Annotated in this window: 16 protein-coding genes; 8 read left to right on the top strand and 8 right to left on the bottom strand. The window is 68.9% G+C overall.

The features are described 5' to 3' along the window. Positions 1-23 precede the first annotated feature (23 nt). Positions 24-332 carry a hypothetical protein gene (locus tag E3O57_RS12650; protein WP_088455599.1) on the bottom strand — a complete coding sequence of 103 codons (309 nt, stop codon included), beginning with the start codon at positions 330-332 and terminating at the stop codon, positions 24-26. A gap of 92 nt (positions 333-424) precedes the next feature. After that, positions 425-1,141 carry a DUF2461 domain-containing protein gene (locus E3O57_RS12645; RefSeq protein ID WP_088455598.1) on the bottom strand — a complete coding sequence of 239 codons (717 nt, stop codon included), beginning with the start codon at positions 1,139-1,141 and terminating at the stop codon, positions 425-427. Between the two features lie 163 nt (positions 1,142-1,304). On the opposite strand from E3O57_RS12645, the gene E3O57_RS12640 reads away from it, so the two are divergent. Beyond that, positions 1,305-2,150: an alpha/beta hydrolase gene (locus E3O57_RS12640; RefSeq protein WP_103480145.1), complete on the top strand. Its 846-nt coding sequence runs from the start codon at positions 1,305-1,307 to the stop codon at positions 2,148-2,150. Between the two features lie 12 nt (positions 2,151-2,162). Here the strand turns inward: E3O57_RS12640 and E3O57_RS12635 are convergent, their stop codons facing one another. Next, positions 2,163-2,756, bottom strand: a complete 594-nt coding sequence (locus tag E3O57_RS12635; RefSeq protein WP_088455596.1) for an HhH-GPD-type base excision DNA repair protein — start codon at positions 2,754-2,756, stop codon at positions 2,163-2,165. A 117-nt stretch (positions 2,757-2,873) separates the two neighbouring features. Between E3O57_RS12635 and E3O57_RS12630 the strand changes: the two genes are divergently transcribed. The 4 genes from E3O57_RS12630 (at position 2,874) to E3O57_RS12615 (ending at position 6,094) form a co-directional block, all read left to right on the top strand. Beyond that, entirely contained in the window at positions 2,874-3,194 is a 321-nt protein-coding gene (locus E3O57_RS12630; protein WP_240632406.1) for a hypothetical protein, read from the top strand. Positions 3,195-3,253: 59 nt separating this feature from the next. Further along, positions 3,254-4,282: a PHP domain-containing protein gene (locus E3O57_RS12625; RefSeq protein ID WP_103480146.1), complete on the top strand. Its 1,029-nt coding sequence runs from the start codon at positions 3,254-3,256 to the stop codon at positions 4,280-4,282. Between the two features lie 88 nt (positions 4,283-4,370). Next, positions 4,371-5,465, top strand: coding sequence for an S-(hydroxymethyl)mycothiol dehydrogenase (locus E3O57_RS12620; RefSeq protein ID WP_103480147.1), 1,095 nt, complete (start codon positions 4,371-4,373; stop codon positions 5,463-5,465). After that, entirely contained in the window at positions 5,465-6,094 is a 630-nt protein-coding gene (locus tag E3O57_RS12615; protein WP_174776343.1) for an MBL fold metallo-hydrolase, read from the top strand. The genes E3O57_RS12620 and E3O57_RS12615 overlap by 1 nt, the downstream gene beginning before the upstream one ends. A gap of 75 nt (positions 6,095-6,169) precedes the next feature. On the opposite strand, the gene E3O57_RS12610 is transcribed toward E3O57_RS12615, so the two are convergent. The 3 genes from E3O57_RS12610 to alsS all read right to left on the bottom strand — a co-directional run bounded on the left by E3O57_RS12610 (position 6,170) and on the right by alsS (position 9,264). Further along, positions 6,170-6,661 carry a DUF1801 domain-containing protein gene (locus tag E3O57_RS12610; protein WP_103480148.1) on the bottom strand — a complete coding sequence of 164 codons (492 nt, stop codon included), beginning with the start codon at positions 6,659-6,661 and terminating at the stop codon, positions 6,170-6,172. A gap of 144 nt (positions 6,662-6,805) precedes the next feature. Next, positions 6,806-7,537, bottom strand: coding sequence for an acetolactate decarboxylase (gene budA, locus E3O57_RS12605; RefSeq protein ID WP_240632405.1), 732 nt, complete (start codon positions 7,535-7,537; stop codon positions 6,806-6,808). Beyond that, entirely contained in the window at positions 7,534-9,264 is a 1,731-nt protein-coding gene (alsS, locus tag E3O57_RS12600; protein WP_103480149.1) for an acetolactate synthase AlsS, read from the bottom strand. Before alsS ends, budA begins: the two co-directional genes overlap by 4 nt. Before the next feature lie 141 nt (positions 9,265-9,405). On the opposite strand from alsS, the gene E3O57_RS12595 reads away from it, so the two are divergent. The 3 genes from E3O57_RS12595 to E3O57_RS12585 all read left to right on the top strand — a co-directional run bounded on the left by E3O57_RS12595 (position 9,406) and on the right by E3O57_RS12585 (position 12,356). Continuing rightward, positions 9,406-10,284: a LysR family transcriptional regulator gene (locus E3O57_RS12595; RefSeq protein ID WP_088455591.1), complete on the top strand. Its 879-nt coding sequence runs from the start codon at positions 9,406-9,408 to the stop codon at positions 10,282-10,284. Between the two features lie 261 nt (positions 10,285-10,545). Further along, positions 10,546-11,556: a hypothetical protein gene (locus E3O57_RS12590; protein ID WP_133159857.1), complete on the top strand. Its 1,011-nt coding sequence runs from the start codon at positions 10,546-10,548 to the stop codon at positions 11,554-11,556. Between the two features lie 224 nt (positions 11,557-11,780). Continuing rightward, positions 11,781-12,356, top strand: a complete 576-nt coding sequence (locus E3O57_RS12585) for a GNAT family N-acetyltransferase (RefSeq protein WP_103480151.1) — start codon at positions 11,781-11,783, stop codon at positions 12,354-12,356. A 21-nt stretch (positions 12,357-12,377) separates the two neighbouring features. Here the strand turns inward: E3O57_RS12585 and E3O57_RS12580 are convergent, their stop codons facing one another. After that, positions 12,378-13,043, bottom strand: a complete 666-nt coding sequence (locus E3O57_RS12580; RefSeq protein WP_133159858.1) for a hypothetical protein — start codon at positions 13,041-13,043, stop codon at positions 12,378-12,380. Between the two features lie 84 nt (positions 13,044-13,127). Beyond that, the gene (locus E3O57_RS12575; protein WP_103480153.1) at positions 13,128-14,114 is read right to left on the bottom strand and encodes a YafY family protein; all 987 of its coding nucleotides are present in this window, start codon (positions 14,112-14,114) and stop codon (positions 13,128-13,130) included. Between the last annotated feature and the right edge of the window lie 38 nt (positions 14,115-14,152).

The raw sequence follows: 14,152 nt of genomic DNA, 5'->3' as shown, positions 1-14,152 counted from the left end.
GGGCGGTCACAGAACCAGGGCGGTCAGCGCAGCAGGGCGAGGACGATCCGCAGCGCCACGACAGCGAGCGTCGCTCCGGCCAGCGCCAGCGCCGCCACGGTGAGGCCCCGACCTCTGGCTCCCGCGGGAATGACCCTGTAGGCCTGCATGGTGAAGTAGAGGCCGACGGCGCCGATGACCAAGGCCGGGACCGGGTACACCACGGCGACGACGAGCCCGAGCAGGGCAACCCAGAAGCCGGGTACCCGGCCGGGCGCCTTCGTCCAGTCCGCCTGGGGGGCGCCCATGGCGAGGAGGCGGTTGCCGTCCATCTTGGCGCGGGGATCGTTCACTGTGGAGCTCCTTCGAGGGTCCGTTGGACCGGTTCGGCCGCGACCACTCATCGCTCCCATTCTCGTGCATCCGATGCGCCGGTGGGCGACAATCAGCCGCGGCGTCGTCCGGCGGCCGCCTCCAGCTCCAGGGGGGTGGCACTCGCCAGCGGAATGTTGAGAAAATCAACCAGGGGCGCCAGCACCCTGAACCGTTCGACGACGGTATCGACGAAGCCGTCCGTGAGGGCAGACTCCCCGGGCAGCTGTGCGAACAGTGCCCAGCTGCGCACGCGAAGCAGGTCGGCGGCCGGATGCTCGGCGGGAAAACCCTTGGGGCCGCGAATGAGCGGCCGGCCGGCCAACGGCTCCGCCAGCCTGGCCAGCGACGCGTCGGCGAGCAGGCTGCGCATCTGGTCATGGTGGTCGAGCAGGTACTCGCGGATCGCGTGCAACTGGGGCGAGCCCGGAGAGTAGGCGCCGGCGGCCACCATCACGCCGTGCACCCCCACCTGCAGGAAGAATCCGGCGCCGCCGGCCTTCTCCAGGCCCTGCCGGGGCCAGTTCGCCGCCAGATGGGTCTTGTACGGGGTCTTGTCGTTTGAGAACCGCACATCGCGGTAGATCCGCAGCATCGCCTTCGGCGCCGGCCGCAGATAGTCGGGCGCGAACCCCGCCAACTGCAGGTTGATCGCCTCGATCACCTCGAGCATCCGGGCCTTCAGCTCAAACTCGTAAACGCCCTTGTGCTCCTCGAACCACTCACGGTTGTTGCGGTGTTCGAGCTCCTCGAGAAAGTCGAACGCCTGCTCGCTGAAATGGGGACCCACCTGCACGCTCCTTCGATCACGTCAGTCCATTGTCTCGCGGCCATCTCCGAGCCCGTTCTTGCGCGGGCCGCCTTGAACGCCCCGGCACACCGGACTAGATTCACTCCATCTACGCCATCTGGCACCTCCGGCCCCACCTCAATCGGCTCCCGAAGGGACAATCATGACCAGCGAACCGGCATCCCCCGACACCATCGTGCTCATCCACGGGCTCTGGATGACGCCCCGAAGCTGGGAACTCTGGGTTCCTTACTACGAGGCCAAGGGCTATCGGGTGATCACCCCCACCTATCCGGGCTTCGAGATCGAGGTCGAGGCCCTGCGCGAGAACCCCGAGATCATCGCGGACCTGACCGTGCCCGAGACCGTCGATCACCTCGCTGCAGTCATCGGCGCGCTCGAGACTCCCCCGATACTCATGGGCCACTCCTTTGGTGGCACCCTCACCCAGCTCCTCACCGCCCGGGGGTTGGGCGCGGCATCCGTCGCCATCAACTCGGCGCCGACGGAGGGAGTGCGGGTCACCCCGCCGTCGCAGATCCGGTCGTTCTTCCCGATCCTCAACAACCCGGCCAACTACCACCGGGCTGTCGGGTACACGGCAGAGCAGTTCCACTACGTCTTCGCCAACACGCTGAGCCGAGAAGACTCCGACGCCGTGTACGAGCGTTACCACATCCCCGCACCGGGCAACTGGGTGTGGGCATATGGGTTGATCGCCAACTTCAAGCCGGGCAAGCAAGAAACCTGGGTGGATTACGCGTTCGACGACCGGGCCCCGCTGCTGTTCATCGCCGGCGGCGCGGACCACATCATGCCCGCGTCGGTGAACAAGTCCAACGCCGACCACTACCGCAAGTCCGCGGCGCTGACCCAGTTCCACGAGTTTCCCGGTCGGTCGCACTGGACCTGCGGGGAACCCGGCTGGGAGGTCGTCGCCGACTACGCGCTGGACTGGGCGGTGACGCACGCCAGCACCGCACACATCCGTCGTGCGGAGCTGGCCTGACGGCTGGCCCTGTTACCTGCCCGCGGATTCCTTCGCGGCGGCCTTCGCGGCCCGTTTGCTCTCGCGCACCCTGGCGAGCGATTCCGGGTCGACGATGTCGGCCACCGACCGCAGCGAGCCGTCCTCGCCGTACGGGGCGGATGCTTCGCGCCAGCCGGCTGCGGTGACGCCGAGCCGTTTGCCGAGCAGCGCCAGGAAAATCTTGGCCTTCTGCTCACCGAAGCCGGGCAGTGCCTTGAGGCGGCGCAGCACCTCGGTGCCGTCGGGGGCGGCCCCGTCGGAACCGGGGGCGGTCCAGATGGCGGCGGCGTCACCGTTCCAGTCTTGGGCGACGACCTCCGCTATCGTCTGCACCCGGGTGGCCATGGAGCCCGGGAAACGGTGCACGGCCGGGGTCTGCTTGAAGATCGCGGCGAATTCATCGGGGTTGTATCCGGCGATCACCGACGGGTCGAGGGTGCCGATCCGGTCCCGGATCTTCGCCGGTCCCGCAAAGGCTGCCTCCATGGCGATCTGCTGATCGAGCAACATGCCGAGCAGGAGCGCGAACGGGTCGTCACTGAGTAGGGCGTCTGCGGCGGTATCGCCGGTGATGTGCAGCGTCATCAGAGCATTCTCGCACCGTCGACACAGATTCGCTGGACGGCCGACTCGGGTTGGCAGCGGCAGATCGCGCTGCCAGCATGGCGAGAGCCGGCGCGAATCCGGCGGACAGGAGCCGTCATGTTCGATATCCCCGCTGGCAGCGTGATGCGCAGTTGGACCGGGTGGATCAGACCGTCCGACCGCGCCTCATACACGGCCTACATGGAACGCACCGGGCTCGCCGATTACAGGTCCACCCGGGGCAATCTCGGCGCCGCGATGGTGTTCCGCGACCTGCGCGACGGTCGGTGCGAGGTGCGCACGATCTCGTTCTGGCGCGCTTACGCCGATATCGTCGCCTTCGCCGGCGAGGACATCGAGCTGGCGGTCTTCTATCCGCAGGACGACTCCTTCCTCATCGATCGCGAACTCACGGTGGCCCACTTCGACGTGGTCTGACTCCGGTTTCGTCGCCGGGCGGGCTCCCGTTTCTGCCGGTTCGGGCCGATCATGGCTGCATGGATGCCGTGGATGCCCTCAGCGAGATCGCCTTCTGGCTGGAACGAGGCCTCGCCCCGACCTTCAAGGTGCAGGCATTCCGACGAGCCGCCTCGCTCATCAGCGACCTCGACCCGGTGGAGCTCGCCGATCGGGTGCACGACGGCCGGCTGCGGGCGATGAAGGGTATCGGCGGCCGCACGGCCGAGGTGATCTCCCAGTCGCTGTACGGCCTGCCCGACTACCTGGACAACCTGCGACGGAGCGGCACAGACCCTGTGGCCACCGGCGGCCGCGAGCTGCTCGCGGTGGTTCGCGGCGACCTGCACACGCACAGTGACTGGTCGGACGGCACCACGTCCATCGAACTCATGGTAATCACGGCGCGGATGCTGGGCCGGGAGTACCTGACGCTGACCGACCATTCGCCGAGCCTCACGGTCGCGCACGGCCTGACCGCGGACCGGCTGATGCAGCAGCTCGGTGTGGTCGCCGACATCAACGCAGACGCGGGATCCTCGCCCGACCCGGTCAGGCTGCTCAGCGGCATCGAGGTCGACATCCTCGAGAACGGCGAGCTCGACCAGGACCCGGCGCTGCTGGCCCGGCTGGATGTCGTCGTCGCCAGCGTGCACTCCAAGCTGCGCGCCGACTCGCTGAGCATGACCCCGCGGATGCTCGCCGGCATCCGCAACCCGCACACCACCGTGCTCGGCCACTGCACCGGTCGTCTCGTGACAGGGTCGCGCGGCACCCGGCCGCCGTCGAGCTTCGACGCCGAGCGGGTGTTCGCCGCGTGCGCCGAGAACGCCGTGGCGGTCGAGATCAACTCCCGGCCGGAACGCCAGGACCCGCCGGACGACCTCATGGCTCAGGCCCTCGCGGCCGGCTGTCTGTTCAGCATCGACAGCGACGCCCATGCCCCCGGGCACCTGGACTTCCTGGCCTACGGCGCCGAACGCGCCGCGGCGAACGGGGTGCCCGCCGAGCGGATCGTCAACACCTGGCCGGTCGAGAAACTGCTGGACTGGTCGCGAGCCACCCGCTGAGCGACCCGCCGGCCAGCGCCCGGTCAGGATGCTTCGCTAGGTTGGAGGTCTGCCACATCGGCTGCCCCGGCAACTCACGAGGAGCTCCATGCCCATCACCGTTCAAGGCGCGATCGCCCGTTCGAAGGGGGCTCCCGTGGAGCTCACCGACATCGTCATCCCCGACCCCGGACCCGGTGAGGTCGTCGTCGACATCGATACCTGCGGAGTCTGTCACACCGACTTCCACTACAAGGAGGGCGGCATCAGCGACGACTTCCCGTTCCTGCTCGGCCACGAGGCCGCCGGCCGGGTGAGCATCATCGGCGCCGGCGTCACCCACGTGGCCGTCGGCGACTTCGTGGTGCTCAACTGGCGGGCCGTCTGCGGCGACTGCCGGGCCTGCAAGCGCGCCGAACCCTGGTACTGCTTCAACACCTTCAACGCCAGCCAGAAGATGACCCTGATCGATGGCACCGAGCTCAGCCCGGCACTGGGTATCGGCGCGTTCGCCGAGAAGACCCTCGTGCACGAACGTCAGTGCACCAAGGTCAACCCGGAGGCCGACCCCGCCGCGGTCGGGCTGCTGGGCTGCGGCATCATGGCCGGCATCGGCGCCGCCATGAACACCGGCAACGTCGCCGCCGGCGATTCCGTGGCCGTGATCGGTTGCGGTGGTGTCGGCGACGCCGCTGTGGTCGGCGCGAAGCTGGCCGGCGCGAGCACCATCATCGCGATCGACCGTGACACCAAGAAGCTGGCCAAGGCCACCGAGTTCGGCGCCACCCACACCATCGACTCCGCCGGGCTCGACGAAGACGGCGTGGTCGCAGCCGTGCAGGCGCTCACCGGCGGCTTCGGCGCCGATGTCGTCATCGACGCCGTCGGTCGCCCGGAGACCTGGCGGCAGGCGTTCTACGCCCGCGACCTTGCCGGCACCGTGGTGTTGGTCGGCGTGCCGACACCGGAGATGATGCTCGAGATCCCCCTTGCCGATGTGTTCGGCCGCGGTGGCTCGCTGAAGTCCTCCTGGTACGGCGATTGCCTGCCGGAGCGGGACTTCCCGATGCTCACCGAGCTCTACCTGCAGGGACGTCTGCCGCTGGCGGAGTTCGTCAGCGAACGCATCCGCATCGATCAGATCGAGGCGGCGTTCGCCAAGATGGCGTCCGGCGACGTGCTGCGTTCGGTGGTGGTGCTCTGATGGGCGCGCGCATCGAGCACCTCGTCACCGAGGGCACCTTCGACCTGGACGGCGGCAGCTGGGCGTTGGAGAACAACGTCTGGATCGTCGGCGATGACACCGAGTGTGTCGTCATCGACGCCGCCCATGACGCCGAGGCGATCCTCGCGGCGGTCGGCGAGCGCCGACTGCTCGGCATCCTGTGCACCCACGCGCACAACGACCACATCGGCGCGGCCGGTGCAGTGGCTGCAGCCACGGACGCACCGGTCTACCTGAATCCGGACGACCGCATGCTCTGGGACGTCGTCTACCCGGATGCCGCGCCGCAGCGAGACCTCGCCGACGGCGACAGCGTGAGCGTGGCCGGCATCGAGCTGCAGGTCATCCACACGCCGGGTCACTCCCCCGGCTCGGTGTGCTTCTACGCGCCCGCGTTCGACACGCTGTTCAGCGGGGACACCCTCTTCCACGGCGGGCCGGGCGCGACCGGACGGTCGTACAGCGACTTCCCGACCATCATCGAGTCGATCACGACGAAGCTGCTGACCCTGCCCGCCCAGACCGTCGTGAACACCGGCCACGGCGAGTCGACCTCGATCGGCGCCGAGGCCCCCGACCTGCCCGACTGGATCGCGCGCGGCCACTGACGGCCCGCGAGTTGCCGCGAAATGCCCCTTGGATGCCTCCTCAGGGGCATTTTTCGGCATCTCGCGGCGAGCAAGCTACTCCGGCCGGTGGGGGTCGGCGCGGCCGCCCTCCGACTCCCGAGCCCGGTGCCCGAAGTACTCGCCTGCGGTCACCGCGCGATACGACGTCGTGACCATCTGCTCGAGCACGTCCAGGTCGACCTTGTCGAGGTTGGTGACATACAGGCAGCTCAGTGCGGCCTTGTGCGGTCCGAGCCGAGCGAGCTCGTCGGTGTAGGCGCCCAGTCCGTCGGGAAAGTAGATCGACATCGACGCCTTGCGTGGTGAGAAGCCCGCCGCGCCCGCGTCGCCCTCCCGCCCGCTCTCGTACTTGTAGTGGTACTGACCGAAGCCGATGATCGACGAGTACCACAGCCGTGCCGGCTCCCCCGTGATGCGCCCGAACATCGTCAGGAGGATCTCGGCATCCCGCCGCCGGGTGGCGCCGGGGACGGCGTCGACGAAGGCGCGCACCTCGTCGTCGGCGGCCTGGTGGTCGGTGCGGTCGGCGGGGGTTCCTGTTGCCATGCCCCTACGGTAGCGCCGGGCCACCGACAGGGACAGGTGCCAGGGAGCAGCCTGCAAAGCTGTCTACGCGGGTTCGATTCCCGCCACCGCGTCGCCTGCGCCGGGGCCTCTGGAGCGACCCCGGCGGGCGCCGCGACGCGCGAGTCAGGCGTGCTGCTCGGTCTTGGCCAGCTGCCGGGCGAGGTCGTCCGGCGACAGGTTGGCGTCGCGGAACGCGTCCGTCAGCGGCAGCTGCAGGCGCAGGTCGGTGCCCAGGCAGAGCGCCGCGCTGCCGCTCTTGAGCTTGAAGTCGAGCACGTGGCCACCGCCGGTGCGGTCGTCGGTGATGAAATGGGTGTGGCAGCCGGGCACGCCGATGCCCTGCTCGTAGAGCGGGGTGCGGAAGCCGACCAGGGAGCCGGACACGTTGTGCAGCTCGACGATGGCATCTTCGTCGGTCGCCTCCACCATCGGCCGGTACGGCTTCTGCTGCTTCACGACGGTGCGCATCCGGATCCACTCGAAGTCGCCGTCGATACGCAGCGCGTACATGTAGTTCTCGGATGCCGTCATGTGGTCGATGAACGCGGATGCCTCGGCGCGCACGATATTGTCGGGCAGCCGGCTCTCGATGTGCGGCACGAAGTTCGTCACCACGGCGTACGGGGTGTACGCGCCCAGGTCGGGCTTGGTCACCCCGCCGTCGGCGCGCAGCTGATAGCACTTGCCGTCGACGATGAGCATCTCCCCGTCGAGGCCGTTGAACGTGCCGATGCCGAAGCTGCCGTGGCCGAGCAGGTCGCGCACCGTCATCTCACCCTCGTAGACACCGTCGAGCAGCGCGCTCATCAGGCTGGTCTGGAAGATCTCGTGCCTGGACACGGTGATGTTGGTCACAGCAGCACGTCACTTTCCAGGTCGGCCATCAGTTCATCGCGATTGTTGCGGTAGTCCACCCGCACGTCGATGATGCTCGGGCCGTCGTCGTTCATGGCCTGCTCGAGCACCGCGGCGAAGTCGTCGAGGTGGGTGACCCGGTAACCGTGGGCGCCGAACGACTCGGCGTACTTCACGGCGTCGTAGTCGCCGAGCTGCACGCCGGAGGTGCGGCCGTACTTGCCCTGCTGCTGGAAGGCGACCATGTCGTAGGTGCCGTCGTTGAAGATGATGTGGGTGAATTTGGAGCCGAGCCGCACCGCGGTCTCCAGCTCCATGGCGGAGTAGAGGAACCCGCCGTCACCGGACACCGAGACCACCGGGGTGCCGGGGCGCACCAGCGTCGCGGCGATCGCCCAGGGCAGTGCCACACCAAGAGTTTGCTGGCCGTTCGAGAACAGCAGGGTGCGCGGGTGGTAGGTGCGGAAGTGCCGGGCCATGTAGATGTAGTGCGAACCCACATCGCAGAGCACCGTGGTGTCGTCGGGCAGCAGGGCCCGCATCGCCAGGGTCAGCTCGGCGGGGTGCACGCCCTCCGACTCGTCGTCACGATGGACGGGCTGGTCGGCCTCGGCCAGGCGGGCGCGCTCGGTGGCGACGACCGCCGAGGCGGATGCCGACAGGGTGAGGCCATCGATCTGGCTGGCGAGCGCATCCATCGTCTCGGCCACGTCACCGCGCAGTTCGACGGTGGGCCGGTAATAGTCGTCAAGGTCGGCCGACAGCTCGTCCAGGTGGATGATGCGGCGCAGGTGATCCTTGTTCCACTTGGCGGGTTCGTATTCGACGAAGTCGTAGCCGATGGCCAGGATCAGGTCGGCCTTGTGCAGCAGAACGTCCCCGGGCTGGTTGCGGAACAGGCCGACCCGGCCGAGGTAGTGCTCCTCCAGGTCGTGGGAGATCACGCCGGCGGCCTGGAAGGTCTCCACGACGGGCAGCGCGGCAGCGCCGAGCAGGCGGTGCAGCGCGGCGACGGCCCGGTCGGAGCCGGCGCGGGCACCGGCGAGGATCACCGGGAACTGGGCGTCCTTGAGCAGCTGGGCGGCCTGGCTGATGCTGGCGGCCGGGGCCGCGCCGAGCTGAGGGACCCAGTGCGGGGTGGTCATCGACACAGTGGTGGAGTCGGTGAGAACGTCGTAGGGCAACACCACGGCCGCGGCGCCCTTGGGCTCCTGGGTGGCTTGGCGGAACGCGTTGGCGATGGCCTCCGGCACGTTGTCGGCGACGCTCACCTCGCCGGCGGACTTGGTGACGGCGGAAAGCATGCCGACGGCATCCATCGACTGGTGGGTGCGCTTGAGCCTGTCTCCGCGGGAAACCGCGCCGCAGATCGCGACCAGGGGGTCACCCTCGGTGGTGGCGGTGAGCAGGCCCGTGGCGAGGTTGGCGGTGCCGGGTCCGCTGGTGACCAGCACGACGCCGGGTTCGCCGGTGAGCCGGCCGACGGCGGCGGCCATGAAGGCGGCGTTCTGTTCGTGGCGCACCACGATCAGCTGCGGACCGCTGTCGAGGAGGGCGTCGTAGACGGGGTCGATCTTCGCGCCGGGGACGCCGAAGATCCACTTGACGCCGTAGGCCTCGAGGCATTCGACGACGCGGTCGCCGGCCCGGCGGGGCGAGCCGAGTGCTGCGGAGCCGAAGGCGGTGCCGTCGACCGACTCGTCCGGGACCGTTGAATTCTGAGCCATGCCGTGCCTCCTGTAGTGCGGGTGACGCCGTGGTGTGAACCGGCGTCTCGTTCTAGCCTGCCCGATCGACCGATATAGAACAACGCCGATACCGGATGCCAATCATCTGCTTCTCAGATGAGACGTGGGAGGATGGGTGGCATGGATCTCAGGCAGCTTGAATTCTTCAGCGCCGTCGCCGGCGAGCTCAACTTCACCCGGGCGGCCGAGCGGCTCACCATCGCGCAGTCCGCGGTGTCGGCCGGGGTGCGTTCGCTCGAGAGCGAGCTCGGCGTGGAACTGTTCGACCGCAGCCGCCGGCAGATCCGGCTCACCTCTACCGGTGAACTGCTGCTGCCCAAGGTGCGCGGCGCCCTCGACGCCGTCAACGAGGTGCGGGATGTCGCCCAGCAGTCCACCCAGGCCATCACCGGCTCCATCGTGATCGGCCTGATGACGTCGGTGACGCTCGTGAACGTGCCCCGGCTGCTCGGGCTCTTCCGCACCGGGCACCCGGGTGTGGGGGTGCGGCTGCGCGCGGCGCGGCGCGGCTCGGCCGATCTCGTCGACGAGCTGGCCAGCGGCGAGCTGGACCTGGCCTTCCTGGCGCTCAGCGGAGCGGTGCCAGCGACGCTGTCGGCGGTGCCGATCGCGTCCTCCCCGATGGTCCTCGTGGTGCCCGCGGGGCATCCGCTGGCCGGAGCCGCCGGCGTGGACCTGGCCGACGTCGGCGACGAGGAGTTCATCGATCTGCCGCCGGGTTACGCGAGCCGGCAGATCGTGGACGATGCCTTTGTCGCCGCCGGGGTGGAGCGGCGGGTGATGATCGAGGTCTCCGACATCGGCACCGCCGCCGAGTACGTGACCAACGGCCTCGGTGTGGCGCTGCTGCCCGAGTTCGCCGCACACGATGCGCTCAATGTGCGCCGCATCCCAGTGGCGCACGTGCCCGACTTCACCGTCTACCTCGCTGCCTCCCGCAAGCGCCGGGCCTCCGCGGCCGTGCGCGCGTTCGTCAACCTGGCCCTCTCCGGCGAGTAGCCCCGCCGATGCCCGCCCGGCCCACCCCGCCCGCTTCCGCCCACCGATGCCCGCCCCACCCGGCCCACCAACTGTTCCCGAAGCGGACATCTGCGCCCGGCGCACCGGGCGCAGATGTCCGCACGGGCAACAGTTGCGCCGCGCTCGCCCACTCGTGGTGACCTGTGTGATGCGGTGTGCCCGTGGACTGGCACGACCTGCCGGCCGGCTGACCGCCCCTGCCGCGCACCCTCGCTAGACTTCGCGTAAGGGGGAACAACGATGAAAACTTTTCGCCATCTGACCGGGGACAACGCGTACCAGCAGAATTCCGATGTGCTGAGGGTGGGCGCCCCTCGCGCTCAGTACCGAGCGGCCGCGGGCGCGCTCCTCGTCTCGGCGGTCCTGGTCCTCACCGGCTGCGCCGGTTCGGCGCCCGCCGCGGAGGCTCCGTCCAGTGCCGCCCCGGCCCCCGCCACACCGGTACCCACCGCCGTCGGCGCCTGCCCGGAGTCCGACGGACAGGGGCCCTGGGGCGACGTCATCGCTAAGGAACAGGTCACGGACGCCGCCGGCAGCTACTGCCACACGACACTCGACCCGGCGTCAGTCGGCGCCCAGTTCGACCCCGCGGTCGTCGATCTCGACTCGCTGGCGACGTACGGCTTCACCATTGAAGACGCCGAGACCGCACAGCGAGCGGCGCTCATCTACGTGACCGAAGCAGGGCTGGACTCTGCCCTCCTGGACGACTCCGCGACCGCCGACGCAGCCTGGTTCGAGAGCGCCTCGCCGTGGTTCACGCCTGCGGGTCACACCGCCCTGACACCCCAGGTGGCAAGCTTTGGGCTCAGTGAGGCCGGGGTCATCGTTTCCCAGAGTCTGCCGTCGCCGCTCACCAGGGACGGCGGTCCGCGTGCCACCAACACGGCCGTCGGCGTCGACAAGATCTTCGGCACCCTGAGCGTGGACCAACAGACTCCCCTGCTCCTGGTCCGCACGACCGTCACCGTCGACTATGCCGCCACCGATGCGGCCATCGTGGAAGCGGCCATCCGTGACGAGCGCGGGACCACGAGCCTGAGCGAGGACAGCCTGCGGGCGAGCGCACCCACCCTGTTCGACGGTTCAGACGACGAAGGACTCGTGCTAGTCGGCGGCTTCAACGTGGGCTTCGCCTCCGGCGACCTGACGGCGATAGAGTACATCAGCGCCGCATGGACCCTGTCCACCGGCGACGGAGCACTGCAGATCGACGCCATCGAGCCCGAGCTGGACCCGAGCCTGCGCTAGAGCTGAGTCCGCCCGGAGTCGCCACGCGGTGGGCGCCCGCCCGTTCCGCCCCTAATTGCCGCCGGTGCGGACAAATGCGCCCGGCACACCGGGACCAGTTGTCCGCAGCGGCAACAGTTGCCGCCCCTCGCACGCTCTTCCCGGCCGCCGTGGCCGGTGCCACGATGAGTCCACGCTGAGCCTCCACATTGAGCATCAAACGAGGAGCGAGGAACGAGGGGACGATGACGATCGACGTGAGCCCGGCCCACGACTTCGACGAGATGGCGACCATGTTCGCGCCGAAGAAGCCCGAATCCTCGGTCTGCTGGTGCCTCTCCTGGCGGCTGGACTCGAAGCAGAACCGCGCGCTCACTGGCGCCGCCAGAGCAGACAAGGTGCGGGAGCTCTGCGCGCGGAAGCTCGCCCCCGGTGTGCTCGCCCACCTCGACGGTGAGGTAGCCGGCTGGGCCGGCATCGCCCCGCGATCCGAGCTGCACCCGTTCGCCACCTCACGCAAGATCCCGCACCTGGACGACCTGCCGGTGTGGTCGCTGAGGTGCCTCCGAGTGCGCCCGGGGTACCGCAAACAGGGCGTCACGCCGGCGCTGATCACCGGCGCCGTCGACTACGCACGAGCATCCGGCGCACCCTGCGTCGAGAGTTACCCCGTAGACAACGACGGACAGCGGATGGACCTCACCATGGCCTACGTCGGCACCAGAACCATGTTCGAGCGCGCCGGCTTCACAAAGGCGGCCGACACCGACTCCATAGCCGGCGGGTTCCCCCGCATCCTCATGCGGCTGATGCTCGACTGACGCCCCGGCGACCTGCTCCGGCTAGCCGCAGTACTCGCTGTCCATTTGAGCAGTGTCGCGCACGACGATAGTGTCCACCAGCCCGGCGGAGCTCAACCCGAAGTTGATCCAGTGTCCGCTGCCGTCGGGCAGGGAGTAATACGGGGCGTACGTGCCGTCGTTTTGCTCGATATCAGGGTAGGCGGCCGTGACCTGGTCCAGGGTGGCACCGATTCCGATTCCCGCGCTGGTCTGCGGCGAATTGGCGGCGACCGTGGCCTCAGACCCCCAGGCCTGCAGCACGATCTGGTCCGTGACACCGGTGCCCGCAGGGTCGGGGAGCCAGATGCTCGGGAAGTCGGTCTTGTCGAGGGCGGTCACCCACGGGCAGCCATCCTGGATCGTGGTGGTGAACGCGGTCGTCGAGGCGGCCTGGTCGGCCAGCTGCCCATGCAGGGTCAGCGGTCCGATGGCTGTGTAGTCGATGAGCCATGAGCTCGGATCATCCAGGTTCGGCTCGGCCGGCGCCGGCGTGGCAGACGGCACCGGCGTCTCGGTGGGAGCGGTGAATGCCGCCCCGGCTGCCGGCTTCTCGCCGCCTGGTTGTTCGCCGGCGGACTCGCCGGCACATCCCGCTACGAGCAGCACGCCAACGGCGAGTGCCGCAATCGTGCCATGCCTGTGGAGCGCCGATGCTCTGCTATTCATGTCTATCCCCCCGGATGTCGATGCCCCGTAGCGTACTCCCAGGACCCTATGAAATACCAGATCGCAGGGAACTTCTCCGCGCCCTCATTCCGAAGCTGTGACGGCATAGCGCTCAGCGAGGTGGCCGAAGGCGGCGGAAAGCTCGGGCGGGCCCACGACCTCGATGGTGGTGTCGAACCGGCCCAACGATGCGGCCAGCGCCACCCACGACCAGGAGCCGACCTCGTAGCGGCAGCGGTCGGGTCCGAGGTCTTTGACGATGCCGTCGCCGGCGAACGGCAGCACCGCGGTGGCGGGCAGCCCCAGGATCACAGTGCCCCGGCAGGGCCAACTGTTCGCCCGTTCCGATCCCGTGAATCGGGCCGAAACGTAGTCGCGCACGTTTCTCCCGGGAACCTCACGCGGGGTGAACCGGGGCCCGGTGGGTGTGCGCGGCGCAACCCGGTCGGCGCGGAAGATCCGCCAGTCTCCCCGGTCGAGGTCCCAGGCGACGAGATACCAGCGCCCGCGGGAGGTGACGAGGTGATGGGGTTCGACCCGGCGCGGCGGCGTCGGCGTCGGCCCTGTGTCTCCGGGTTGCCGGCTCGCGTAGTCGAAACGGAGCGCCTCACGGGCGCGGATGGCGGTGGACAGTGCGATGAGCACAGCCGGGGAGACCGGGTCGGTGACGGCGTCCCCGGCGCGGGTCGGGATGGTCGTGAAGGTGAGGGCGTCCAGACGGTGACGCAGGCGGGCGGGCATCACCTGCCGCATGGTGGTCAGCGCTCGCACGGCGGCCTCTTCGATGCCGGCCCCGGTCACGGTGGCGGCCTGCAGCGCCACGGTCAGGGCGATGACCTGGTCGTCGTCGAACAGGAGCGGTGGCAGGTCGGTGCCGGCGTCCAGCCTGTAGCCGCCGTCCGGTCCCTTCATGGCGTGGATGCTGTAGCCCATCTCGCGCAGGCGGTCGACGTCCCGGCGCACCGTGCGGTGGCTGACCTCGAGCCGATCGGCGAGGAGGGCACCAGGCCAGTCCCGCCGGGTTTGGAGAAGCGAGAGCAACAGCAGCAGCCGTGAAGTAGTCGACGTCATGTTTTTCACTCTAGGCGCAGTAGAGGACCGAATCTGTC

It is taken from the genome of Cryobacterium sp. TMN-39-2 (assembly GCF_004402745.1).
Classification (GTDB): domain Bacteria; phylum Actinomycetota; class Actinomycetes; order Actinomycetales; family Microbacteriaceae; genus Cryobacterium; species Cryobacterium zongtaii.
This window is presented reverse-complemented; position numbering and strand designations above follow the sequence as displayed.